Genomic DNA, 26,102 nt, shown 5'->3' with positions numbered 1-26,102 from the left:
CTATCCTTGATCGGCGCGTAATGGGCTTGTTGCTGCGAACGCAAGAAGCACGCTCGATGAAGGACTGTCGAACAAAGGTTATAAATAGCTGAAAATTTATAGTTTTTGGCAGACAACATTAAACTTCTACCTTTTCTTGTTCGCAAAAGATCAACAATAACGATTATGCTCACCAGCCAGACCGAGCCATACGCTCGGTCTTGTGTAGTTTTACTACTCGTATATACATTCGAAAGGCTGAAATGGCCGACGATTTGTAGTAAAACTACAGGACGCCGAAGCAACCTTCGGCCATCCAAGAATTTATGTCGTCTGCCCACAAGGCCAGTCGCAAACTTCAGGCAACCGATTCTGGTAGCCTTTCCGCCCTGGAGCAAGCCATGCAAGACCTCGATCCCGTCGAAACCCAGGAATGGCTGGACGCCCTGGAATCGGTTCTCGACAAAGAAGGCGAAGACCGTGCTCACTACCTGATGACCCGTATGGGCGAACTCGCGACCCGCAGCGGCTCGCAACTGCCCTACGCCATCACCACGCCATACCGCAACACCATCCCCGTTACCCACGAAGCACGCATGCCTGGCGACCTGTTCATGGAACGCCGCATTCGCTCGCTGGTACGTTGGAACGCCATGGCGATGGTAATGCGCACGAACTTGAAAGATTCGGACCTGGGCGGTCACATCTCCAGCTTCGCTTCCAGCGCAACCCTGTATGACATTGGCTTCAACTACTTCTTCCAGGCCCCGACCGACGAACACGGCGGCGACCTGATCTACTTCCAGGGTCACACCTCGCCAGGCGTTTATGCCCGCGCGTTCATGGAAGGTCGCATCACCGAAGACCAGATGAACAACTTCCGCCAGGAAGTCGACGGTGGCGGCTTGTCGTCCTACCCGCACCCTTGGCTGATGCCTGATTTCTGGCAGTTCCCGACCGTTTCCATGGGTCTGGGTCCAATTCAAGCGATCTACCAGGCACGTTTCATGAAGTACCTGGAAGCCCGTGGTTTCATCCCTGAAGGCAAGCAGAAAGTCTGGTGCTTCCTGGGCGACGGCGAGTGCGACGAGCCGGAATCCCTGGGCGCCATCTCCCTGGCCGGCCGCGAGAAGCTGGACAACCTGATCTTCGTCATCAACTGCAACCTGCAGCGCCTCGACGGCCCGGTTCGCGGCAACGGCAAGATCATCCAGGAACTCGAAGGCGTGTTCCGCGGTGCTCAGTGGAACGTGACCAAAGTCATCTGGGGCCGTTTCTGGGACCCACTGCTGGCCAAGGACGTTGACGGTATCCTGCAACGTCGCATGGACGAAGTCATCGACGGCGAGTACCAGAACTACAAAGCCAAAGACGGCGCGTTCGTACGTGAACACTTCTTCAACACGCCTGAACTCAAGGCAATGGTTGCAGACCTGTCCGACGACGAGATCTGGAAACTCAACCGTGGCGGCCACGACCCGTACAAGGTCTACGCGGCGTACCACGAAGCGGTCAACCACAAAGAACAACCAACCGTCATCCTGGCCAAGACCATCAAGGGTTATGGCACCGGTGCTGGCGAAGCGAAGAACACTGCGCACAACACCAAGAAAGTCGACGTCGACAGCCTGAAGTTGTTCCGCGACCGCTTCGACATCCCGGTCAAGGACGAAGAGCTGGAAAACCTGCCGTTCTTCAAGCCAGAGCCAAACAGCGCCGAAGCCCGCTACCTGAGCGAGCGCCGCACTGCACTGGGCGGTTTCGTACCACAGCGCCGCGCCAACAGTTTCTCCGTACCGACCCCGGACCTGAGCACCCTCAAGGCTATCCTGGACGGTTCGGGCGACCGTGAAATTTCCACCACCATGGCCTTCGTGCGGATCCTCGCGCAGTTGGTCAAGGACAAGGAAATCGGTCCACGCATCGTTCCGATTATCCCGGACGAAGCCCGTACCTTCGGTATGGAAGGCATGTTCCGTCAGTTGGGCATCTACTCCTCCGTCGGCCAGCTCTATGAGCCAGTCGATAAAGACCAGGTGATGTTCTACAAGGAAGACAAGAAGGGTCAGATCCTCGAAGAAGGCATCAACGAAGCGGGCGCCATGAGCTCCTTCATCGCTGCCGGTACTTCGTACTCCAGCCACAACCAGCCGATGCTGCCGTTCTACATCTTCTACTCGATGTTCGGCTTCCAGCGTATCGGCGACCTGGCTTGGGCAGCAGGCGACAGCCGTACCCGTGGCTTCCTGATCGGCGGCACCGCCGGCCGGACCACGCTGAACGGCGAAGGCCTGCAACACGAAGACGGTCACAGCCACATCCTGGCTGCCACCATCCCGAACTGCCGCACCTTTGATCCAACCTACGGCTATGAGCTGGCGGTGATCATCCAGGACGGCATGAAGAAGATGACCGAAGAGCAGCAGGACGTTTTCTACTACATCACCGTGATGAACGAGTCCTACCAGCAGCCAGCCATGCCGGCCGGTGTCGAGGAAGGCATCATCAAGGGCATGTACCTGCTCGAAGAAGACACCAAGGAAGCAGCGCACCACGTACAGCTGATGGGCTCCGGCACCATCCTGCGTGAAGTGCGTGAAGCAGCGAAGATCCTGCGTGACGAATTCAACGTCGGCGCCGACGTGTGGAGCGTTACCAGCTTCAACGAACTGCGTCGCGACGGCCTGGCCGTAGAGCGCAGCAACCGCCTGCATCCTGGTCAGAAACCCGCGAAGAGCTACGTCGAAGAGTGCCTGGCCGGCCGTAAAGGTCCAGTCATTGCCTCTACCGACTACATGAAGCTGTTCGCTGAACAAATTCGCCAGTGGGTCCCATCCAAGGAATTCAAAGTCCTGGGTACCGACGGTTTCGGCCGCAGTGACAGCCGTAAGAAGCTGCGTCACTTCTTCGAAGTCGACCGTCACTTCGTGGTGTTGGCAGCCCTGGAAGCCTTGGCTGACCGTGGTGAGATCGAACCTAAGGTGGTGGCTGACGCTATCGTCAAGTTCGGGATCAACCCGGAAAAACGCAACCCACTGGACTGCTGAGGAGATTTTTTGTGAGCGAACTCATTCGCGTACCTGACATCGGCAGCGGTGAAGGTGAAGTAATCGAGCTGTTTGTGAAGGTCGGCGACAAAGTCGAAGCCGACCAGAGCGTCCTGACCCTGGAGTCGGACAAGGCGAGCATGGAAATCCCTGCTCCCAAGGCCGGCGTGGTCAAGAGCCTGAAAGTAAAGCTGGGCGACCGCCTGAAAGAAGGCGACGAACTGCTGGAGCTGGAAATCGAAGGTGCCGCTGATGCTGCACCTGCGGCGGCTCCTGCTGCCGCTGCTGCACCAGCGCCTGCCGCTGAAAAGCCTGCCGCTGCAGCCGAGGCCCCTGCGGCCCCGGCTGCTGCACCGGCCGCCGCCTCTGTTCAGGACATTCATGTTCCGGACATCGGCTCGTCGGGGAAGGCCAAGATCATCGAGCTGTTGGTCAAGGTTGGCGACACCGTCGAAGCCGACCAATCGCTGATAACCCTGGAATCCGACAAGGCTTCCATGGAAATCCCTTCGCCGGCTGCCGGCGTGGTGGAAAGCATCGCAGTCAAACTGGAAGACGAAGTCGGCACCGGTGACTTCATCCTCAAGCTGAAAGTACAAGGCGCCGCACCGGCTGCCGCTCCAGCCCCCGCCGCCGCCGCTCCGGCTGCTGCCAAAGCTGAAGCTGCACCGGCCGCTGCACCCGCACCTGCTGCAAAAGCCGAGGCCGCACCGGCTCCAGCTGCTGCTGCACCTGCGCCAAGCGGTGCCAAGGTTCACGCTGGCCCGGCGGTACGCCAACTGGCCCGTGAATTCGGCGTCGAGCTGAACGCTGTGTCGGCCACTGGCCCACATGGCCGCGTGCTGAAGGAAGATGTGCAGGTTTACGTCAAAGCCATGATGCAGAAAGCCAAGGAAGCTCCGGCTGCCGGCGCTGCTACCGGCGGCTCAGGCATTCCACCGATCCCGGTCGTGGACTTCAGCCGCTTCGGCGAGACCGAAGAAGTGCCAATGACTCGCCTGATGCAAATCGGCGCGTCGAGCCTGCACCGCAGCTGGCTGAACATTCCGCACGTTACCCAGTTCGACCAGGCCGACATCACCGACCTGGAAGCTTTCCGCGTTGCGCAGAAAGCCGTGGCCGAGAAGGCTGGCGTGAAACTGACCGTGCTGCCACTACTGCTCAAGGCGTGTGCACACCTGCTCAAGGAACTGCCGGACTTCAACAGCTCACTGGCGCCAAGCGGCAAAGCGATCATTCGCAAGAAATACGTCAACGTGGGCTTCGCTGTAGACACCCCTGACGGCCTGCTGGTACCGGTCATCAAGAACGTCGACCAGAAGAGCCTGCTGCAACTCGCTGCCGAAGCGGCTGCGCTGGCTGCCAAAGCCCGCGACAAGAAGCTGACCGCAGACGACATGCAAGGCGCCTGCTTCACGATCTCCAGCCTCGGTCACATTGGCGGCACTGGCTTCACGCCAATCGTCAACGCGCCGGAAGTGGCGATCCTGGGTGTTTCCAAGGCAACCATCCAGCCGGTCTGGGACGGTAAAGCGTTCCAGCCGAAGCTGATGCTGCCACTGTCGCTGTCCTACGATCACCGTGTGATCAACGGCGCGGCCGCTGCACGCTTTACCCAGCGTCTGAGCCAGCTGCTGAACGACATCCGCACCATCTTGCTGTAAGCCAGATCAGGTCTCCCCTTCACCGGGGAGACTTGGTTGCACCGATTTCCGAGCGCCACGCTCGTACCTCAACCCCGTCAATTTGGCGGGGCTTTTTTTGCTTTTCGATACAGACAGAACAGGTTTGTACACCTTCTGTCATCTCGATTGAAGAAATCCCTCGCCCGGCCGATAACCCCCTTATAGCACTTAGCCTTCATCCTCTCTTGTCAGTCTGTGCCGCATGATGCAACCTTGCCACAGGCAACAAAAAAAGAGGGCGTGAGCCCTGCGCCGTGCGCGTTTTCTGAAGTGAGTCTCCCCATGAAAAGCCAACCCGATGTCGCCCGTATGGCGGCCGAGGTAGTGACGCAGTTACCGGTGCCTTCGCGCCTCGGTATGCTGCGTTTCGAGCGGCTTAATGAGGCAAGCTGGGCTCTCCTGTACCTTGACCCCAACTGCGAGCGCCAATTCGGCCTGCCTGCGGTCGAGTTGTGTGCCCTGCTCGGCACGCCCTACGCCAGCCTGATGGAACCCCAGGCCCGCTATCAACTGCACGACATCATCCAGCAGCAATTGACCCAGAGCCCTCATTACCTGGTGCGCTACACCCTGCACACCAGTGACGGCCCTCTGAGCCTGCTGGAAATGGGCGAAGCCTACAAACAACACAATCGCCATCTGCTGCGCGGCTACCTGATGGTGGTTGATGGTCTGTTCAGCGAGCTTCCCTTACCCGTCCCGACCGAGGATCTGGAAAGCCAGAACAGCCGCCTGCAAATCGCCCTGGAGCTGAACCAGCGCGCCCAGCAAGAGCAATTGCAGCACCTGGAACGAGTGCGCGCCCAGCAGGAACTGATCCTGTTGCTGGCCCGCCAGCGCTACACCGCCAACAATTCGCTTCAGGAAGCCGCCGAGCTGATCACGCGCAGCGCCTGCGATATCTACCAGATCGACTGCGCCAGCATCTGGAACCTCGAAGACCAGCGCCTGGTGCCAATCTCGGCTTACCACCGCGACAACCAACAGCACCATCTGCCCGAACCCATCGATGCCAGCCGCTTCCCGGATTATCTGGAAGCCTTGCAAAGCAGCCGCGCCATCGACGCCACCAACGCCATGCGCGATCCGCGCACCCGCGAAATGGCCGAGAATCTACGCAACAGAGACATCCACGCCATGCTCGATGCGAGCATCCGCGTCGACGGCCAAGTGGTCGGCGTATTGTGCCTGGAGCAGTGCGGCAGCCCGCGTGACTGGCAGGCTGACGAGATCGCCTTCGCCGGCGAGCTCGCTGACCAGTTCGCGCAAGTGATCAACAACCACAACCGCCGTACTGCCACCAGCGCCCTGCATTTGTTCCAGCGTGCGGTGGAGCAAAGCGCCAACGCCTTTCTGCTGGTCAATTGCGACGGCGTGGTGGAGTACGTGAACCCAAGCTTTACCGCGATCACCCAGTACAGCGCCGAAGAAGTCCACGGCCACCGCCTGGCGCAATTGCCCGCCCTGGAAAACCTCAGCGAATTGCTGTTCGACGCCCCATCGAGCCTGGCCAAGAGCAACAGCTGGCAGGGCGAGTTCAAGAGCCGGCGCAAGAACCTCGAACCCTACTGGGGCCAGTTGTCGATTTCCAAGGTGTATGGCGACAACCGTGAGCTGACGCACTACATCGGCATCTACGAAGACATCACCCAGACCAAGCTCGCCCAGCAGCGCATCGAGCGTCTGGCGTATACCGACAACCTGACCAACCTGGGCAACCGCCCGGCGTTTATCCGCAACCTCGATGAACGCTTTGCACGCGACAGCGATAGCCCGATCAGCCTGTTGCTGGTAGACATCGACAACTTCAAACGCATCAACGACAGCCTTGGCCACCAGACCGGCGACAAGCTGTTGATCAGCCTGGCCCGCCGCCTGCGCAACAGCCTGAGTGCCAGCGGCAGCCTGGCGCGCTTTGCCAGTAACGAGTTTGCGGTGTTGCTGGACGACACCGACCTGGAAAGCGGCCAGCAGGTCGCCAGCCAATTGCTGGCGACGCTCGACAAACCGATGTTCGTCGACAACCAATTGATCAGCGTCACCGGTTCCGTGGGCCTGGCCTGCGCGCCGCTGCACGGGCGCGACCCGCAGACCCTGATGCGCAACGCCGGCCTGGCCCTGCACAAGGCCAAGGCCAACGGCAAACACCAGGTTCAGGTGTTTACAGAGGCGCTGAACGCCGAGGCTAGCTACAAGCTGTTCGTGGAAAACAACCTGCGTCGCGCCCTGACCCAGAACGAACTGGACGTGTTCTACCAGCCCAAGCTGTGCCTGCGCAGCGGCCGGTTGCTGGGCATGGAAGCGCTGCTGCGCTGGAATCACCCGGAAAAGGGCATGATCCGTCCCGATCAGTTCATCAGCGTGGCCGAAGAGACGGGTCTGATTATTCCCATCGGCAAATGGATCGCCCGCCAGGCCTGCCGCATGAGCAAGCAACTGAGCGCCGCCGGCATGGGCAACCTGCAGGTGGCGATCAACCTGTCACCCAAGCAGTTCTCCGACCCGGACCTGGTGGCCTCGATTGCCACAATCCTCAAGGAAGAAGAGCTGCCGGCCAACCTGCTGGAGCTGGAGCTGACCGAAGGCCTGCTGCTGGAAGCCACTGAAGACACGCGCCTGCAACTGGATCAGTTGAAGAGTTTTGGCCTGACCCTGGCCATGGACGACTTCGGTACCGGTTACTCGTCGCTGAGCTACCTGAAAAAATTCCCCATCGACATCATTAAGATCGATCGCAGCTTTATCCATGAAATTCCGGACAACCAGGACGACATGGAAATCACCTCGGCCGTGATCGCCATGGCTCACAACCTCAAGCTCAAGGTCGTGGCCGAAGGCATCGAGACCGCCGAGCAACTGGCGTTCCTGCGTCGGCATCGCTGCGACGTGGGCCAGGGCTACCTGTTCGACCGGCCAATCCCCGGCGCAGAGCTGCTTGAGAAGCTCAAACGCTACCCGCGCGGGCCAATCGCCTGACAGCGCGGTAACACTCGGGCACACTGGCTGTCTGAATTCTTACCTTACTCAATCTGACTGAGAGGACTGATCATGGTCTTGCGCTCGGAAATTCTGGTGAACAAAAACGTGTTGCCTACTCAAGAACAAGCGTTGCCTGGTCGTGAAACCCCGATGAATCTGCCGGAGACGCACTTCGTCAACGGCAACCCACTGCTCGGCCCGTTCGTCGATGACGTGGGTTTTGCCATCTTCGGCCTGGGCTGCTTTTGGGGTGCGGAGCGCAGGTTCTGGCAGCGCGAGGGCGTGGTCAGCACCGTGGTCGGCTACGCGGGCGGCTACACGCCGAACCCGACTTACGAAGAAGTCTGCTCCGGCCTGACCGGTCACAGTGAAGTGGTGCTGGTGGTTTATGACCAGGCCAAAGTGAAATACGAAGACCTGTTGAAGATGTTCTGGGAATTGCACAACCCAACTCAGGGCATGCGCCAGGGCAACGATATCGGCAGCCAGTACCGTTCGGTGGTCTATGCGACCACGCCTGAGCAATTGGCGGCGGCGAAGGCCAGTGCCGAGACTTATCAGCAAGAGCTGACCAAATCCGGCCTGGGTGCTATCACCACGGAAATCGAAGAAGCCCCAACGGTGTACTTCGCCGAGGCGTATCACCAGCAGTACTTGGCGAAGAACCCGCAGGGCTACTGTGGGATCGGCGGGACCGGCGTGACCTGCCCGATCTAAAGCCGACGTAGATCAAAATGTGGGAGGGGGCTTGCCCCCGATAGCTGAATGTCAGTCAGTACATCTGTAGCTGACCCACCGCTATCGGAGGCAAGCCCCCCCCCACACTTGATCAGCGCCGAGGATTATTCGGCGATAAGCCAATCCATCTGCCACCCACCCTGGGTCTGGCCAAGCTTCTTGGACAGCCACGGCAGCAGTTCACGCAATTCCTCTTCCAGACCCCAAGGCGGGTTGGCAATCGCCAGGCCCGAGCCCGTCAAGGTGTTGGGCGTGTCCAGCGGATGCACCAGCAATTCCACACGCAGCAACTTCGGCGCACCGGTGCCGGCCAGGTCCTGGTAGAAGCGACGCAGCATGCGTTGATCCTTCACCGGGTACCAGATCGCCGCGACGGTTTGGCGCATGCGGCTGACGGCTTCCTTGAGGGAGGCGGCGCAGCGTTGCATCTCGTCGAGCTTTTCAAACGGCGGGTCGATCAGCATCAGCGCGCGTTTTTCCGGCACAGGCAGCAAGGCACGCGGCACATGCCAGCCTTCGCCCAAGTGCACTTTGACGCGGCGATCACCCTTCATATTGTCTTTGAGCAGCACGCCGTCCTCCGGGTGCTTTTCATTGAGCAACACGCGGTCCTGTGGGCGCGTGAGGCGCCGCGCCAATTCCGGCGAGCCAGGGTAGTAGCGTAACTGACCGTCAGGATTCATCTCGTGCAGCACGCGCATGTAATCGGCAGTCAGCGGCGGCAGGTCGCTTTCGCCCCATAGGCGCGCGATGCCTTCCAGATACTCACCCGTGCGATTGGCCTGGTCGCCTTGCAGGTCGTACAGACCAATCCCTGCGTGGGTGTCGAGGTAGGCGAACGGCTGCTCCTTGCGCGACATCAGGGCGATGAGGCGGGTCAAGGTCAGGTGTTTGAAGACATCGGCGTGGTTGCCGGCGTGAAAGGCGTGACGATAATTCATGGTTGCTCCTGCGCAGGGGGCGAAGTTTACCTTCTACGGGCGCAAAGGTGCAGGGCTGCATGCCAGGCGGTGCTTATGTCGTAAAAGCAGGACGGGGACTGAAAAAAATCTAAATGCTGGCGCCAAGGCGGATTTATTGTGGCCATCCACCATCCAGGGAGGTCAATAACAATCATGAAAGACGCAACCATCGCACTGCACCACGCCTTCAAGTCGGACCCGACCACCAAGGCCGTGGCCGTGCCGATCTACCAGAACGTCGCTTTCGAATTCGATAACGCCCAGCACGGTGCCGACCTGTTCAACCTCGACGTGCCCGGCAATATCTACACGCGCATCATGAACCCCACCAATGATGTGTTGGAGCAACGCATCGCCGCCCTCGAAGGCGGTATTGCGGCACTGGCCGTGTCGGCCGGCAGCGCGGCCATTCACTATGCGATCCAGACCCTCACTCGCGCCGGCGACAATATCGTCACCACGCCACAGCTCTACGGCGGCACCTACACCCTGTTCGCCCACTTGCTGCCCAGCTTTGGCGTCGACGTACGCTTCGCCCGCGACGACAGTGCCGCGGCCATCGCCGAACTGATCGACGACAACACCAAGCTGGTGTATTGCGAAAGCATCGGCAACCCGGCGGGCAATATCATCGACATCGAAGCCCTGGCAGAGGTCGCCCATGCCCGCGGCGTGCCGCTAATGGTGGACAACACCGTGGCCACACCGATCCTGTGCAAGCCGATCCAGTTCGGCGCCGACATTGTGGTGCACTCGCTGACCAAATACATCGGCGGCCATGGCAACTCCCTCGGCGGTGCGATCGTCGACAGCGGCACCTTCCCCTGGACCCAATACCCGGAAAAATTCCCCGGCCTCAACCAGCCCGAGCCGGCTTACCACGGCGTGGTCTACACCGAAAAGTTCGGCCCCGCCGCCTTCATCGCTCGCGCGCGCACCGTACCGTTGCGTAACACCGGCGCAGCACTGGCGCCCATGAACGCCTTCCTGCTGCTCCAGGGCCTGGAAACCCTGGCCCTGCGCATGGAACGCCATACGGAAAATGCCCTCAAGGTCGCGCAATTCCTCCAAGGCCATGCCGATGTCGAATGGGTCAGCTATGCGGGGCTGCCGGATCACCCCCATCACGCATTGGCGCAGAAATACCTGCAAGGCAAACCCTCGGCGATCCTTTCCTTCGGCCTGAAGGGCGGGTACGCGGCAGGTGTGCGCTTCTACGACGCCCTGCAAATCTTCAAACGCTTGGTGAATATCGGCGACGCCAAGTCCCTGGCCTGCCACCCCGCGTCCACCACCCATCGACAAATGAACGAACAGGAACAGGCCAAGGCCGGCGTGAAGCCGGAGATGATTCGCCTGTCGGTAGGCATCGAGGCGATTGAAGATTTGATCGAGGACCTGCAACAGGCACTGGGCTCAACTCAACTCTAAGGCCAGATATTCGGCCAACGCCCCATGGGTGATATCCGACCGACGAGCGAAATAGGCGACCTTGTGCTGCAAGGTCGCCAACGTGAAGGCGGTGTACAGGTCGGGCCGCTGCTCTTGCAGCCACTGCAAGAGGTTGTCGATCAAGGTTTGCGGTGCTTGCTCTGCCAGGTGTGCCAAGAGCGATGCGGGGACTCGCCACCAAGGGCTGGTGTTGGCCTCGGTCGCAGGCCCCGTCGCGACCGTCAGCGGCTGGCCGTTGATCAAGTAGCGCTGGAACACCGGCAATACTTTTGCCGCCTCATCGCCTAGCCCCTGCAACATCGGCAGACACTGGGTGCCATCCCAGAATCGCAAAAACACTTCCTGGCCATCCGGCAGATAGACCTTGGTCAAACTTTGGAGGTGCGCGATGACGACGTCTAACGGACTGGAAGATACCGCCAGCCACCCCCAATCCATTGTTTCAGTGGTTGCAGCCCATTCAAGAAAGGCGCTGTCAGGTTCGACGATGCCCAAGTAAGGCATGACCTCCTCCCATTCGGCGTAAGCCGTGCCTGTCCAAATTGATTGGGGCAGCGATGCGGCTGAGGTGGCTCGCCAGGCAGCAAGCGGATTGGCGTCGCTGGCAGCGCCCAACACCACGAAGAGCTGCTCATTGGGAAGCAGAGGGAATTGTGTAAGCCAAGCGCTGGGGATCAACCGTTCAGACATGGGGATAACTTCCTTTTAAGGCTGAGCTGAATGAGCGATATCGCACTGCCCTCTCTTGCAGCGCTCACACTCTTCGCAAAAGGGAGCGCTACGCTTGAGGCTAGCCACCTGCACCAGGCTCAGGGGCGCGGGGATAACCGCCAACAGCTTCTCCTTCACTCCAGGCATCAACGGCGCTGCCACAGGAGCAGGACCACTTCCCAACTGAATCGGCACACTGCTGAAAATACCGCCCGCAGACAACGTGATCGACTGCCCTCCCGCCTGGATCGTCACGATGGCCCCCGCATCAATAACAACGCTTTGGCCTGCACCGATCTGAATGGTCAGCCCAGCCTTTACCTGCTGCGAGCCGCCGATCACCAGGTGATCATCCTGCTTGAGTTCGGTGAGCCGATTGCCGTGAGTGATGCGCAGCTCTTCGCCTTGAAGCTCATGGTGCGACTCGCCCGCCACCCTGATACGACGTTGATTGTCGACCTCCACCCGCTGGTCATGCAGCACATGCTGGGTCCAATCTCGCTGGGCGCGCAGGTAAATTTCCTCGGCGCCCTTGCGGTCTTCGATGCGCAGTTCGTTGTAGCCACCGCCACCGGGGCTGCTCCGACTGCGCAAGATGCTGCGGGTTTTGTCGGCCGGCAGGTCGAGGGGCAGCGATGTCGCAGCGTTGGGCAGGCAACCCACCACCAGCGGCATGTCCATATCACCATTGACGAACCCCACCAGCACTTCCATACCCACTCGCGGAATAAGCACCGCACCATAGCGGTCATGGGCCCAACCGCTGGCGACACGCAGCCAGCAGCTGGAATGATCGTTGTGCTCCCCGGCTCGATCCCAGGCCAGTTGCACCTTGACCCGCCCGAATTCATCGCAGTGGATTTCACTGTCGGCGGGGCCAGTCACCACTGCGTTTTGATAACCCGCCAATGTCGGCCGCGGTTGCTCGGGCAAAGGCGGTCGGAAAATCACGTCCCACGGCGCAGCAACAAACTCGTTGCGATAACCCTGACGAAAATCGCCACCGGCGACCTCGGTCACCGCCTCCTCCAACACCTGGGGTTGCTTGCCTTCATGAGTGACGTGAGTCACCAACCACAAGTCATTCCATGGATCGCGCGGGTGACCGGTCAACGTAAGGAAATGGCCGCTGACCAATGCCGGCTCATCACCGCTGCCGCGGGCAATTCGATAGTCGCTACGGTTCCGCTCCAACCCCCGTTGCGCGAGGTACTTGCCATGGGACCGGTCGCAAAAGTGGCCGGGATAGCCCTGCGCCTCAAGACGTGGCAGCTGTTCGCTGGCCACGTCACTCTCCAGCACCAGGCTAGGTTTACGGAAATCGTAGTCACGCAGGTTGACCGCCGTGGTGCGGGTTTCCAGTTGCACGGCAAAGCGCTTGATCGCGGGTGTATCCGCCACCATCCCTGAGCCTGGCATGTAGGGCGTTGGCTGATTGGGTTGGGCGAATACTGTTTGATCATCGCCAAATACCAGCAAGTGCCGTTCAGGCGAGTGCTGGAAGTGATAGTGAATGCCCTCCTCAGCACACAGCCGCTGAATGAACGCCAAGTCGCTTTCAGCAAACTGCACGCAATACTCGCGCTCGGGGTAAACACCGCTCAGGTGAAATTCGAATTGATCGGCAGGGACCCCCTGCTCTACCAGCACCTGCGCAACAATCTGCGACACTGTTTGATGCTGGAAAATACGCTGGTGACTGCTGTGGGCCAGGTAGGCCAATTGCGGCACGAGCTTGATCTGATAACGCGTCAGGCGCCGCCCGGAGTCGCCCTGCGCCACCCGATAGACCAGGCCGTGGACGCCATGGCCGAGCTCATCGAAACGCAGAAAAACCTGGCGATGCAGCAAACTTTCCAGGTCGAGGTCAGGCTGCTCACTGACCAGTTCAAGGTCAAAACAATACGGCTGGCTGATGGCTTCCGCACCGTGAAACTCAAAGACGTTGAGTTCACTAGGCTCCCCGTCGAGGGTCAGGGTAAAAGCACTTTGATTGGCAGGAGCGAACATCCGGTGTTTCTCTGCGAGGAGTAGGCGGTGGATTCTGCACCACTGTTTTGCACGGCAGAGCGCACGCCCGATAAATCAGCAACTCCCTACACACACGCGCAAAAAAAGGCCCGCCATCCGTAGGACGCGGGCCTTTTTTCAATTCGTAGAGCGCTTAACGCCCGGCGAATTACTTGTTGAGGTTGTAGTCTTTTTCCGCCGCATCAAAGCGCTCGACCATACCGGCGGTCGGGGCGCCCATCTTGCTCACGAAGAAGATCGCGAGGCTGGCGAAGATGAAGCCTGGGATGATTTCGTACAGGCCCAGCAGTTCGAAGTGCTTCCACACGATCACGGTGATCGCGCCGACCAGGATGCCGGCCAGTGCGCCGTTGCGGGTCATGTTTTTCCAGATCACCGAGATCAGTACCACAGGACCAAACGCCGCGCCGAAACCGGCCCAGGCGTAGCTGACCAGGCCAAGGACGCGGTTGTTTGGATTGGCAGCCATGGCGATGGCGATCAGCGCCACCAGCAGCACCATCAGACGGCCGACCCAGACCAGTTCAACCTGGGAGGCGGTCTTGCGCAGGAAGGTTTTGTAGAAGTCTTCGGTCAGGGCGCTGGAGCACACCAGCAGTTGGCAGCTCAGGGTACTCATCACGGCCGCGAGGATGGCCGACAGCAGTACGCCCGCGATCCATGGGTTGAACAGCAGCTTGGCCAGTTCGATAAACACACGTTCGTGGTTCTCGTTGACCGGGCCAGCCACTTCCGGGTGCGCCGAGAAGTAAGCGATACCGAAGAAGCCCACGGCCACAGTGCCGCCCAGGCACAGGATCATCCAGGTCATGGAGATACGGCGCGCGTTGGCAATCGACTTCACCGAATCCGCCGCCATGAAACGCGCGAGGATGTGCGGCTGGCCGAAGTAGCCCAGGCCCCAGCCCATCAGCGAAATGATGCCGATGAAGGTGGTGTTTTTCAGCATGTTGAAGTTGTCAGGGTTCTTCGCTTCGATCGCCAGGAAGGTCGTATCGACACCACCGGTGGCCAGCAGCACGATGATCGGCGTGAGGATCAGCGCGAAGATCATCAGCGTGGCTTGTACGGTGTCAGTCCAGCTCACTGCCAGGAAACCACCGACGAAGGTGTAGGCAATTGTCGCCGCAGCGCCGGCCCACAGCGCGGTCTCGTAGGACATGCCGAAGGTGCTTTCGAACAGACGGGCACCGGCCACGATGCCGGAGGCGCAGTAGATGGTGAAGAACACCAGGATGACCACGGCGGAGATGATCCGCAGCAGGCCGCTTTTATCTTCGAAACGGCTGGAGAAGTAATCCGGCAGCGTCAGGGCGTCGCCGTTGTGTTCGGTCTGTACCCGCAGGCGACCGGCCACGAACAGCCAGTTGAGGTAGGCACCGACGATCAGGCCAATGGCGATCCAGCTTTCCGACAGACCGGACATGTAGATTGCGCCCGGCAGGCCCATCAACAACCAGCCGCTCATATCGGAAGCACCGGCGGACAACGCTGTCACCACGCTACCGAGGCTGCGACCGCCAAGGATGTAATCGGAAAGGTTGTTGGTGGAGCGATAGGCCATGAAGCCGATCAGCACCATTGCTGCGATGTAGATCACGAATGTGATCAGAGTTGGATTACTTACGCTCATTTGAGTGACGCCCTGGCTTTGTTTTTATGTAGCGGCGGTCTGTCAGACGGCCACCCACTGGTCAGTGGGTAAACGTAGCTGCATGCCGCGCATTTATGACTGACGTTTCCCCAGGAAAGCCGTCAGCCGATGAACCCCGGTTTACGGATGGTTGCACCTTGGCCGCGAATGCTATTCAACAAAGCAAATAAGGTGCAACCAGTTTCTGGGGAATAAGTTGCACCTGAGTACAAAATCCGCAAAACACCCTGTTTTTGCTCCCTTTCGGAGCAAGAACAGCCGATCTAAGAAGTAAAAGCACCAAGACAAAGCGCATTCTGCTGGCGTCAAAATTAATTCGGATGAAGCGTCGAAAATTTCATGGATAAAAAGGGTTGCACCCGGTTGCACCTCTGCATGCGCAAAGCTAATCTTGCCGCCAGCTAATGCCACTCGGTAGTGGCACCCATGAGGATAAGAAAATGGCGACGACCACCCTTGGGGTCAAACTTGACGACCCGACCCGCGAACGCCTGAAGGCAGCCGCGACCTCCATTGATCGCACGCCGCACTGGCTGATCAAGCAGGCGATTTTCAATTACCTGGAGAAACTGGAGGGTGGTGCAACCCTGACCGAACTCAACGGTTTGAGCAGCAAGGATGCCGATGACGCGGGTGAGGTCCAGGCCGACCATGCGCACCAGTGCTTCCTTGAATTCGCCGAGAGCATCCTGCCGCAGTCCGTACTGCGCGCGTCCATCACTGCCGCTTACCGTCGCCCAGAGCCGGAAGTGGTGCCGATGCTGATCGAGCAGGCGCGTCTGCCGGCTCCAATGGCTGAAGCCACCAACAAGCTCGCCGCCTCGATTGCCGAAAAACTGCGCAATCAGAAAAGTGCTGGCGGTCGTGCCGGCATTGTTCAGGGCCTGCTGCAGGAATTTTCCCTGTCATCCCAGGAAGGCGTGGCCCTGATGTGCCTGGCCGAGGCGCTGCTGCGCATCCCGGACAAGGGCACCCGTGACGCGCTGATCCGCGACAAGATCAGCACCGGCAACTGGCATCCGCACCTGGGCAACAGCCCGTCGCTGTTCGTCAACGCTGCCACCTGGGGTCTGCTGCTGACCGGTAAACTGGTCGCCACCCATAATGAGGCCGGCTTGACCTCGTCCCTGAGCCGCATCATCGGCAAAAGCGGCGAGCCGATGATCCGCAAGGGCGTCGACATGGCCATGCGCCTGATGGGCGAGCAGTTCGTCACCGGCGAAACCATCGCCGAAGCCTTGGCCAACGCCAGCAAGTTCGAAGCCAAAGGTTTCCGCTATTCCTACGATATGCTCGGTGAAGCCGCACTCACCGAACACGATGCCCAGAAATACCTGGCGTCGTACGAACAAGCGATTCATTCCATCGGCAAAGCGTCTCACGGCCGTGGGATTTATGAAGGCCCGGGCATTTCCATCAAGCTGTCGGCACTTCACCCGCGTTACAGCCGTGCGCAGTACGAGCGCGTGATGGACGAGCTGTACCCGCGCCTGCTGTCCCTGACCTTGCTGGCCAAGCAATACGACATCGGCCTGAACATCGACGCCGAAGAGGCCGACCGCCTGGAGCTGTCCCTCGACCTGCTGGAGCGCCTGTGCTTCGAGCCGCAACTGACCGGCTGGAACGGCATCGGTTTCGTGATCCAGGCCTACCAAAAGCGTTGCCCCTATGTAATCGACTACGTCATCGACCTGGCGCGCCGCAGCCGCCATCGCCTGATGATCCGCCTGGTAAAAGGCGCGTACTGGGACAGCGAGATCAAACGCGCCCAAGTCGAAGGCCTGGAAGGCTACCCTGTGTATACCCGCAAGGTGTACACCGACGTTTCCTACATTGCCTGTGCACGCAAGCTGCTGTCGGTGCCGGAAGTCATCTACCCGCAGTTCGCCACGCACAACGCCCACACCCTGTCCGCCATTTACCATATCGCCGGTCAGAACTATTACCCCGGCCAGTACGAGTTCCAATGCCTGCACGGCATGGGTGAGCCGCTGTACGAGCAGGTCGTAGGCAAGGTTTCCGACGGCAAACTGAACCGTCCGTGCCGCGTGTACGCACCGGTCGGCACCCACGAAACGTTACTGGCTTACCTGGTGCGTCGCCTGCTGGAAAACGGCGCCAACACCTCGTTCGTTAACCGCATCGCCGACCAGTCCATCTCCATTCAGGAGCTGGTGGCTGATCCAGTGGCCAGCATCGAGCAAATGGCCACGCAGGAAGGCGGCTTCGGCTTGCCGCACCCGCGTATTCCATTGCCGCGCGACCTGTACGGCAGCGACCGCGCCAACTCGGCCGGTATCGACTTGGCCAACGAACACCGCCTGGCGTCGCTGTCCTGCGCCTTGCTGGCAACCGCACACAACAACTGGAAAGCCGCGCCGATGCTGGGTTGCGCCACCAGTGATCAACCGGCTGCGCCAGTACTGAACCCGTCTGACCTGCGTGATGTGGTTGGTCAGGTTCAAGAAGCTACCGTCGAAGACGTCGACAACGCGATTCAATGCGCCATCAACGCTGGCCCGATCTGGCAGGCCACCCCGCCCGCCGAGCGTGCCGCGATTCTGGAACGTGCCGCCGACCTGATGGAAGGCGAGATCCAACCGCTGATGGGACTGCTGGCTCGCGAAGCCGGCAAAACCTTCGCCAACGCCATCGCCGAAGTGCGTGAAGCCGTGGACTTCCTGCGTTACTACGCCGTACAGGCCCGTAACGACTTCACCAATGATGCCCACCGCCCGCTGGGCCCAGTGGTCTGCATCAGCCCTTGGAACTTCCCGCTGGCGATTTTCAGTGGTCAAGTCGCAGCCGCATTGGCCGCCGGCAACCCGGTATTGGCCAAACCTGCCGAGCAAACCCCGCTGGTAGCCGCACAAGCCGTGCGCATCCTGCTGGAAGCCGGTATTCCGGAAGGCGTGCTGCAACTGCTGCCGGGCCAGGGCGAAAGCGTGGGTGCCCGCCTGGTCGGTGATGATCGCGTCAAAGGCGTGATGTTCACCGGTTCCACCGAAGTCGCGCGCCTGCTGCAACGCAATGTCGCCGGCCGCCTGGATGCCCAGGGCCGTCCGATCCCGCTGATCGCCGAAACCGGTGGCCAGAACGCGATGATCGTGGATTCTTCGGCACTGACCGAACAAGTGGTCATAGACGTGGTGTCCTCGGCCTTCGACAGCGCCGGCCAGCGTTGCTCGGCCCTGCGGGTACTGTGCCTGCAGGAAGATTCGGCAGACCGCGTCATCGAAATGCTTAAGGGCGCCATGGCTGAATGCCGCCTTGGCAACCCGGAGCGCTTGTCGGTAGACATCGGCCCGGTGATCGACGCCGAAGCCAAGGCCGGCATCGAGAAACACATCCAGGCCATGCGCGACAAAGGCCGCAATGTGTACCAGGTGGCAATTGCCGACGGTGAAGAAATCAAGCGCGGCACCTTCGTGATGCCAACCCTGATCGAACTGGAAAGCTTTGACGAACTGCAACGCGAGATCTTCGGCCCGGTACTGCACGTGGTGCGCTACAAGCGCAAAGAGATCGACCAGCTCATCGGCCAGATCAACGCCTCCGGCTACGGCCTGACCCTGGGCGTGCACACCCGTATCGACGAGACCATCGCCAAGGTGATCGACAACGTCAATGCCGGTAACGTCTACGTGAACCGTAACATCGTGGGTGCCGTGGTCGGCGTGCAACCGTTCGGCGGCGAAGGCTTGTCGGGCACAGGCCCGAAAGCCGGTGGTCCGCTGTACCTGTACCGCTTGCTGTCGACCCGTCCTACCGATGCGATCGAGCAATCCTTCGTACGTGGCGACACGTTGACTGCACCGGATGTACGTCTGCGCGACGCCATGAGCCAACCGCTGACCGCCCTGAAAACCTGGGCCGACAGCAATTCGTTCAGCGAGCTGAGTGCTCTGTGCAGCCAGTTCGCCGCGCAATCCCAAAGCGGGATCACCCGTCAGTTGGCGGGTCCGACCGGCGAGCGCAACAGCTACGCCATCCTGCCCCGCGAGCACGTACTGTGCCTGGCGGAAGTGGAAGGCGATCTGTTGACTCAACTGGCGGCGGTATTGGCCGTCGGCGGTTCGGCGGTATGGCCGGAAACTGACCTGACCAAGGCCGTGTTCCTACGCTTGCCGAAGGAAATTCAAGCGAAGATCAAGCGCGTGGCGGATTGGACCAAGGACGAGGTGGTGTTTGACGCCGTCCTGCATCACGGTGATTCAGACCAACTGCGTGCGGTGTGCCAGCAAGTGGCGCAGCGCGGTGGGGCGATTGTCGGGGTGCATGGCTTGTCTCAGGGCGAAACATCCATTGCCTTGGAGCGCCTGGTGATCGAACGGGCGTTGAGCGTTAACACCGCTGCAGCGGGCGGTAACGCCAGCCTGATGACCATCGGCTAACTGACGAAACGCGGTAAACATGTGGGAGGGGGCTTGCCCCCGATTGTGGTGGATCAGTCAACTTATCTCTGGCTGACCCATCGCTATCGGGGACAAGCTCCCTCCCACATTTGATCGCACTTCAAATGATCATCTGTGTTTTGCCACTCCATCACTTAGATCAATCTTGCTGTTCACCCTTAATTCGCGCACTTAGACTCAGGCCAATTCCTCCAAAGGTAAGCCGCCATGTCCGAGATGCTGCTCAGTTCCCGCAATCTGGCTTTCGAGCTGTACGAAGTCCTCGATGCCGAGGGCCTGACCCAGCGCGAGCGGTTTGCCGAGCACAATCGCGAAACCTTCGATGCGGCCATCAGCACCGCGCGCTCCATCGCCGAAAAATATTTCGCGCCGCATAACCGCAAAAACGACGAAAACGAACCGCGCTACGAAGACGGCAAGGCGATCCTGATTCCGGAAGTCAAACCGGCCGTGGATGCGTTCCTGGAAGCCGGCTTCCTCAATGCCGCCCGCAGTTTCGAAGCCGGTGGCATGCAGTTGCCGACCTTGCTGTCCCAGGCCTGCTTTGCGCACTTCCAGTCCGCCAACGCGGCATCCACTTCCTACCCATTCCTGACCATGGGCGCGGCCAACCTGATCGAAAGCTTCGGCACCGAGGAGCAAAAACAGCGCTTCCTGCAACCGATGATCGACGGGCGTTTCTTCGGCACCATGGCCCTGACAGAACCCCACGCGGGCTCATCGCTGTCGGATATTCGTACCCGCGCCGAACCTGCGGCTGACGGCAGCTATCGACTCAAGGGCAACAAGATCTTTATCTCCGGAGGCGACCACCCGCTGTCGGAAAACATCGTGCATATGGTGCTGGCCAAGCTGCCGGATGCACCGGCCGGGGTGAAGGGCATTTCGCTGTTCATCGTGCCCAAATTCCTGGTTAACGATGACGGCAGTCTCGGTGCACGCAACGACGTGCTGTTGGCCGGGCTGTTTCACAAGATGGGCTGGCGCGGCACCACGTCGACCGCGCTTAACTTCGGCGATAACGGCAACTGCGTCGGCTATCTGGTGGGTAAACCACACCAGGGCTTGAGCTGCATGTTTCAGATGATGAACGAGGCACGCATCGGCGTCGGCATGGGCGCGGTCATGCTCGGTTACGCCGGCTACCTGTATTCCCTGGAATACGCTCGCGAACGCCCGCAAGGTCGTCTGCCCGACAGCAAAGACCCAAGCACCGCGCCGGTCTCGATCATCCAGCACGCGGATATCAAGCGCATGCTGCTGACCCAAAAAGCTTACGTAGAAGGCGCGTTCGACCTGGGCCTGTACGCCGCGCGCCTGTTCGATGACACCACGACGCTGGAAACCGAGAGCGAACGCAAACAGGCCCACGAACTGCTGGACCTGCTCACGCCCATCGTTAAATCCTGGCCGTCGGAGTTTTGCCTCAAGGCCAACGAACTGGCGATCCAGATCCTCGGCGGCCACGGCTACACCCGTGAATACCCGGTGGAGCAGTACTACCGCGACAACCGCCTGAACCCGATCCATGAAGGCACCCATGGCATCCAGTCTCTGGATTTGCTGGGCCGCAAGCTGGCACAGAACGGCGGCGCGGGGCTCAAGCAACTGATCCGCCTGATCGCCGACACGGGCTCGCGGGCGCAGGAATATCCAGGCCTGACGGCATTAAGAGAGCCGCTGGAACACCTGGTCACCCGCCTGCAAAGCGTGACCATCGGCCTGCTGACGGATCTCGCCCACGGCAAGGTCAACAGCAGCCTGGCGAACTCGGCGCTGTACCTGAAGGTATTCGGGCATATGGTAATTGGCTGGCGCTGGCTGGAACAGGCGATTCGCGCCGAAGAAGGGCTGGCCAAGGGCAATGCGGCGGATGCTGCCTTCTATAAAGGCAAGCTCCAGGCCGCCCGTTACTTCCTGACCTGGGAAGTACCGGGCTGCCATCATGAACTGGCGATTCTGGAGGCGCGGGATGATACGTGCCTGGGGATGCAGGATGCGTGGTTCTAAGGCTGGATCGCCTTGGAAATCACCTCGACCGTGGCGCTGACTTGCTCTTGGTAACGGTCGAGTTCCTGCTGATGAGCCTGCTGCAGTTCAATCTGCTCGGCGCACAGGTTCAGCGCCGCCAGCACCAGTAATTTGTCACCGATCAGGGTCGGGTACTTTTTCTTGGTGGTGGCCAGGGAGGCCTTGAGCATGGTCACGGCGTGCATCAGGGTCTTGTCTTCCCCGGCTGGCGCCTTGATCGAGTAATCCTCTCCGAGAATCGAAACGACCTTTATCCCTTCATTCATGCGCCGACAGGCCCTGCGCTCACACGCTCAACCAACGCCTGGATACGGGCAGCGGTGGCGCCGTGTTTTTCTTCCTGCTCCATCAAGCTCAGTTGCAGGCTGTCGTTCTCATCCTTGGCGTTGGCCAGTTCGGCCTTGAGGGATTCGTTGCTGCTCAGCAGGTCTTGATTCTGCTGTACGAGGTCGTTGACCAGTTGTTCCAATTGGCTGAGGGATGCTTCTAACATTTTGATTTCTCGGGCTTTTTCAAAGGGCGGTGACGATAAAGAAAATTCACCTCGGATGCCAGGGTTATCCCCGGCGCGCAGCCCGATTTTTAGGGGCCGGGCCGCACTTTCGAGCCTTAGTGACTGCATTTACCCGATCTGGTTCCTGAATCGGCCAAACCCCTCGTCAGATGCGACAAAAACGCACACGCCCCTTTAGACTTTAGTCGTACGACCGATAGAGATGCACACTCCGTCTCACCCCTCGCACGGATCGCGCTTCTCCCCAGGATTCCCGCATGTCGCTTCGTAATATGAATATCGCTCCGAGGGCCTTCCTCGGTTTTGCGTTGATTGGTGCACTCATGCTGTTTCTCGGTGTATTCGCCCTCAACCAGATGAGCAAAATCCGTGCTGCCACCGAAGACATCACCTTGTCCAGCGTGCCAAGCATTCGTGCCCTTGATGAATTCACCCAACTGACCTTGCGCCTGCGAGTGCTGTCATACCGCTTGCTGACCAACCGCGAGCCGGACGTGCAGCAAAAGACCCTGGAAGCCTTCGAACTGCGTAACCAGCAGATCCGCACAGCCCAGGGCATTTACGAAAAACTGATTGAAGGCAGCGAGGAGCGCGCCACCTACAACGAGTACGTGCGCTTGCTTGGCCAGTACCATCAAATTGAAGAGCGCATGAAGAGCCTGTCACGGGCCAACCAGGTGGACGAGCTGCGCAGCCTGCTCAACACCGAGTTGCTGAGCAACTCCGAGCAGGTCAACGCCGTGTTGACGCGCCTGCTGGACCTCAATAACAAGATGGCCCTGGCCACAAATCAGGAGGCCGAAGACCAATACAACTTGGCGTTCAATCTGGTCGTGGGGCTGCTGGTGATCGCCACGGCGCTGACGATGTTGTTCGCCTGGCTGCTGACCCGCAGCATCACCCTGCCGATTTCCCAAGCGCTCGAAGCGGCGGAAGAAGTCGCCGAAGGCAACCTGACACGGCCGATCAAGGTCGACGGCAACGACGAAGCCGGACGCTTGCTGGCCGCCATGGCCAAGATGCAGGACAAGCTGCGCGACACCCTGCAACGCATCGCCGGCTCCGCCACCCAACTGGCCTCCGCCGCCGAGGAGCTGAATGCCGTCACCGACGAAAGCGCCCGTGGCCTGACCCAGCAGAACAACGAGATCGAGCAAGCCGCCACTGCCGTCAACGAGATGACCAGCGCCGTCGAAGAAGTCGCGCGCAATGCGGTGAGCACCTCCGAGGCCTCGCGCAACGCCACCACCTCAGCCGGTGACGGCCGTGACCTGGTGCAGGAAACTGTCAGCGCCATCGAGCGCATGAGCGGCGATGTACAAGCCACCGCCACCCTGATTGGCGACCTGGCCAATGAGTCGCGTGATATTGGCAAAGTGCTGGACGTGATTCGCGGCCTGGCTGACCAGACCAATCTGCTGGCCCTGAACGCGGCGATTGAAGCCGCGCGTGCCGGCGAAGCCGGGCGTGGTTTCGCGGTGGTTGCCGATGAAGTACGGGCGTTGGCCCATCGCACCCAGCAGTCCACCAGCGAGATCGAGCGGATGATCGGCAGTATCCAGGCCGGCACCGAGCACGCGGTGGATTCGATGCGCAACAGCACCGAGCGCGCTGAGTCGACGCTGAACATCGCCAAAGGTGCCGGGATGTCGCTGGACACCATCAACACGGCGATTGTCGAGATCAACGAGCGCAACCTGGTGATCGCCAGCGCGGCGGAAGAGCAGGCGCAGGTGGCGCGGGAAGTGGACCGCAACCTGGTGAACATTCGTGACCTGTCGGTGCAGTCGGCGACCGGCGCCAGCCAGACCAGTGCGGCCAGCAGTGAGCTGTCGCGCCTGGCGGTGGATTTGAATGGGATGGTCGGCCGCTTTCGCCTCTAACTGCCTGCACTGGCTTGAAATGTGGGAGGGGGCTTGCCCCCCGATAGCGGTGGGTCAGTTACAGATAAGCTGACTGACATACCGCCATCGGGGGCAAGCCCCCTCCCACATTCAGATCTGCGCCCGGCGTTAAAAGCTTTTTGACAGCACAGCAATTCAACAGGTTAGAATCCCTGGCACGCAGACTGCATGGTCAGTTTGCGTCCCGTCTTATTTGCTCATGGAGTACTGCCTTTGAATGCGACGACCATCAACAGCCTGTTCTTGATCGGCGCGTTGCTGGTGAGTGCGAGCATTCTGGTGAGTTCTCTTTCGTCGCGCCTGGGCATCCCGATCCTGGTGATCATCCTGGCCGTGGGCATGGTCGCCGGCGTCGATGGCGGCGGCATCATTTTCGATAACTACCCAACCGCCTACCTGGTGGGCAACCTCGCACTGGCCGTAATCCTGCTCGACGGCGGGTTGCGCACGCGGGTGGCGAGTTTCCGAGTGGCGCTTTGGCCAGCACTGTCCCTGGCCACGGTGGGGGTGTTGATTACCACCGGCCTCACGGGCATGGCGGCGGCCTGGTTGTTTGACCTCAATATTATTCAAGGCTTGCTGATTGGCGCGATTGTCGGCTCCACAGACGCTGCGGCGGTGTTCTCGCTGCTCGGCGGCAAGGGCCTGAACGAACGGGTCACCGCCACTCTGGAAATCGAATCCGGCAGCAACGACCCAATGGCGGTGTTCCTCACCGTCACCCTGATTGACATGCTCGCCAGCGGTCAGACTGGCCTGCACTGGAGCCTGCTGACTCATCTGGTACGCGAATTCGGTATCGGCGGCATCGTCGGCCTGGGCGGCGGTTGGCTGATGCTGCAGATGGTCAACCGTATCAATCTGGCGACCGGCCTTTATCCGATCCTGGTGATCGCTGGCGGCCTGTTCGTCTTCGCCCTGACCAACGCCTTGCACGGCAGCGGCTTCCTTGCCGTGTACCTGTGCGGCCTGGTAATCGGCAACCGCCCGGTGCGCAGTCGGCATGGCATTTTGCACATGCTCGACGGCATGGCCTGGCTCGCGCAAATCGGCATGTTCCTGGTGCTTGGCCTGCTGGTCACGCCCCATGATTTGCTGCCAATCGCTCTGCCGGCCCTGGGCCTGGCGCTGTGGATGATCCTGTTTGCGCGTCCACTGTCGGTAATCGTCGGCCTGCTGCCGTTCAAAGCGTTCCACGGTCGCGAAAAAGGCTTTATCGCCTGGGTCGGTCTGCGCGGCGCAGTCCCGATCATTCTCGCGGTATTCCCGCTGATGGCCGGACTGCCCCACGCACAGCTGTACTTCAACCTGGCGTTCTTTATCGTGCTGGTCTCGCTGCTGGTGCAGGGCACGAGCCTGCCGTGGGTGGCCAAGTTGCTGAAAGTGACCGTACCGCCGGACCCCGCTCCGATCTCTCGCGCCGCCCTGGAAGTACACGTCACCAGCGAGTGGGAGCTTTTCGTCTACCGCCTGGGCGCCGAAAAATGGTGCATCGGGGCAGCGCTGCGCGAACTGAAAATGCCTGAAGGCACGCGGATTGCTGCGCTGTTCCGGGGCCAGCAACTGCTCCATCCGTCGGGTAGTACGGTGCTGGAAGTCGACGATCTGCTCTGTGTGATCGGCCATGAACACAACCTGCCAGCCCTCGGCAAACTGTTCAGCCAGGCACCACAACGCGGCCTCGATCTGCGCTTCTTCGGCGACTTCGTGCTGGAAGGCGACGCCCAACTGGGCGCGGTTTCGGCCCTTTACGGCCTGAAGCTGGAAGGTATCGACCCGGACATGCCACTGAGCAGCTTCATCAACCAGAAAGTCGGCGGCGCCCCTATCGTCGGCGACCAGGTGGAGTGGAACAACACCATCTGGACCGTCGCGGTCATGGACGGGAACAAGATCGGCAAAGTGGGCGTCAGATTCCCCGAAGGAAGTCGCCCGGGCCCCGGACTCTTCCTCTAAACTGCGGAGCGACAGCACGCTCCCGATTCTTCACCTTGCAAGAC

Annotated in this window: 15 protein-coding genes and 1 pseudogene; 10 read left to right on the top strand and 6 right to left on the bottom strand. The window is 60.2% G+C overall.

What is annotated here, in order from left to right:
• Positions 1-380 precede the first annotated feature (380 nt).
• The 4 genes from aceE to msrA all read left to right on the top strand — a co-directional run bounded on the left by aceE (position 381) and on the right by msrA (position 8,407).
• Positions 381-3,026, top strand: a complete 2,646-nt coding sequence (gene aceE, locus BW43_RS05000) for a pyruvate dehydrogenase (acetyl-transferring), homodimeric type (protein WP_032890366.1) — start codon at positions 381-383, stop codon at positions 3,024-3,026.
• Between the two features lie 11 nt (positions 3,027-3,037).
• Positions 3,038-4,690 (top strand): dihydrolipoyllysine-residue acetyltransferase, encoded by a 1,653-nt coding sequence (aceF, locus tag BW43_RS05005; protein ID WP_032890364.1) that lies wholly within the window; start codon positions 3,038-3,040, stop codon positions 4,688-4,690.
• A 303-nt stretch (positions 4,691-4,993) separates the two neighbouring features.
• Positions 4,994-7,687: a bifunctional diguanylate cyclase/phosphodiesterase gene (locus tag BW43_RS05010; RefSeq protein ID WP_032890362.1), complete on the top strand. Its 2,694-nt coding sequence runs from the start codon at positions 4,994-4,996 to the stop codon at positions 7,685-7,687.
• 72 nt (positions 7,688-7,759) lie between these two features.
• Complete coding sequence (msrA, locus tag BW43_RS05015) at positions 7,760-8,407, top strand: peptide-methionine (S)-S-oxide reductase MsrA (RefSeq protein WP_032890360.1); 648 nt, start codon at positions 7,760-7,762, stop codon at positions 8,405-8,407.
• 125 nt (positions 8,408-8,532) lie between these two features.
• Here the strand turns inward: msrA and BW43_RS05020 are convergent, their stop codons facing one another.
• The gene (locus tag BW43_RS05020) at positions 8,533-9,369 is read right to left on the bottom strand and encodes a 23S rRNA (adenine(2030)-N(6))-methyltransferase RlmJ (protein ID WP_016975658.1); all 837 of its coding nucleotides are present in this window, start codon (positions 9,367-9,369) and stop codon (positions 8,533-8,535) included.
• 174 nt (positions 9,370-9,543) lie between these two features.
• Here BW43_RS05020 and BW43_RS05025 point away from each other — a divergent pair, with 174 nt between their 5' ends.
• A complete protein-coding gene (locus tag BW43_RS05025; protein ID WP_032890357.1) occupies positions 9,544-10,821 on the top strand; it encodes an O-acetylhomoserine aminocarboxypropyltransferase/cysteine synthase family protein in 1,278 nt (425 codons plus the stop codon).
• Here BW43_RS05025 and BW43_RS05030 read toward each other — a convergent pair.
• The 3 genes from BW43_RS05030 to putP form a co-directional block, all read right to left on the bottom strand.
• Positions 10,807-11,532, bottom strand: coding sequence for a DUF4123 domain-containing protein (locus tag BW43_RS05030; protein WP_032890355.1), 726 nt, complete (start codon positions 11,530-11,532; stop codon positions 10,807-10,809). The two genes, BW43_RS05025 and BW43_RS05030, sit on opposite strands and share 15 nt — an antisense overlap.
• 15 nt (positions 11,533-11,547) lie before the next feature.
• The gene (locus BW43_RS05035; RefSeq protein ID WP_032890353.1) at positions 11,548-13,563 is read right to left on the bottom strand and encodes a type VI secretion system tip protein VgrG; all 2,016 of its coding nucleotides are present in this window, start codon (positions 13,561-13,563) and stop codon (positions 11,548-11,550) included.
• Between the two features lie 169 nt (positions 13,564-13,732).
• Positions 13,733-15,217, bottom strand: a complete 1,485-nt coding sequence (putP, locus tag BW43_RS05040; RefSeq protein ID WP_032890351.1) for a sodium/proline symporter PutP — start codon at positions 15,215-15,217, stop codon at positions 13,733-13,735.
• A 461-nt stretch (positions 15,218-15,678) separates the two neighbouring features.
• On the opposite strand from putP, the gene putA reads away from it, so the two are divergent.
• Together putA and BW43_RS05050 are read left to right on the top strand one after the other, a co-directional pair.
• Entirely contained in the window at positions 15,679-19,632 is a 3,954-nt protein-coding gene (gene putA / locus BW43_RS05045; RefSeq protein WP_032890349.1) for a trifunctional transcriptional regulator/proline dehydrogenase/L-glutamate gamma-semialdehyde dehydrogenase, read from the top strand.
• 228 nt (positions 19,633-19,860) lie between these two features.
• On the top strand, positions 19,861-21,663 hold the full coding sequence (locus tag BW43_RS05050; protein WP_032890347.1) for an acyl-CoA dehydrogenase: 1,803 nt from the start codon (positions 19,861-19,863) through the stop codon (positions 21,661-21,663).
• Here the strand turns inward: BW43_RS05050 and BW43_RS05055 are convergent.
• Both BW43_RS05055 and BW43_RS05060 read right to left on the bottom strand, forming a co-directional pair.
• Entirely contained in the window at positions 21,660-21,950 is a 291-nt protein-coding gene (locus BW43_RS05055; RefSeq protein WP_032890345.1) for a cell division protein ZapA, read from the bottom strand. The genes BW43_RS05050 and BW43_RS05055 overlap by 4 nt on opposite strands.
• On the bottom strand, positions 21,947-22,177 hold the full coding sequence (locus tag BW43_RS05060) for a hypothetical protein (protein ID WP_032890343.1): 231 nt from the start codon (positions 22,175-22,177) through the stop codon (positions 21,947-21,949). Before BW43_RS05060 ends, BW43_RS05055 begins: the two co-directional genes overlap by 4 nt.
• A gap of 278 nt (positions 22,178-22,455) precedes the next feature.
• On the opposite strand from BW43_RS05060, the pseudogene BW43_RS29655 reads away from it, so the two are divergent.
• From BW43_RS29655 to BW43_RS05070, 3 genes and pseudogenes are all read left to right on the top strand, one after another.
• Positions 22,456-23,178, top strand: a pseudogene (locus BW43_RS29655) (MCP four helix bundle domain-containing protein); the annotation flags it as partial.
• Positions 23,179-23,208: 30 nt separating this feature from the next.
• Entirely contained in the window at positions 23,209-24,081 is an 873-nt protein-coding gene (locus tag BW43_RS29650) for a methyl-accepting chemotaxis protein (RefSeq protein WP_370694346.1), read from the top strand.
• A 234-nt stretch (positions 24,082-24,315) separates the two neighbouring features.
• A complete protein-coding gene (locus BW43_RS05070; RefSeq protein WP_032890339.1) occupies positions 24,316-26,058 on the top strand; it encodes a potassium/proton antiporter in 1,743 nt (580 codons plus the stop codon).
• Positions 26,059-26,102: the final 44 nt, after the last annotated feature.

Origin of the sequence: Pseudomonas sp. RIT357 (assembly GCF_000632245.1) — a bacterium.
In the GTDB taxonomy this organism is placed as follows: Bacteria; Pseudomonadota; Gammaproteobacteria; order Pseudomonadales; family Pseudomonadaceae; genus Aquipseudomonas; species Aquipseudomonas sivasensis.
Note: the sequence above shows the minus strand (reverse complement) of the source record. Positions and strands in the feature narration are given on the sequence as shown.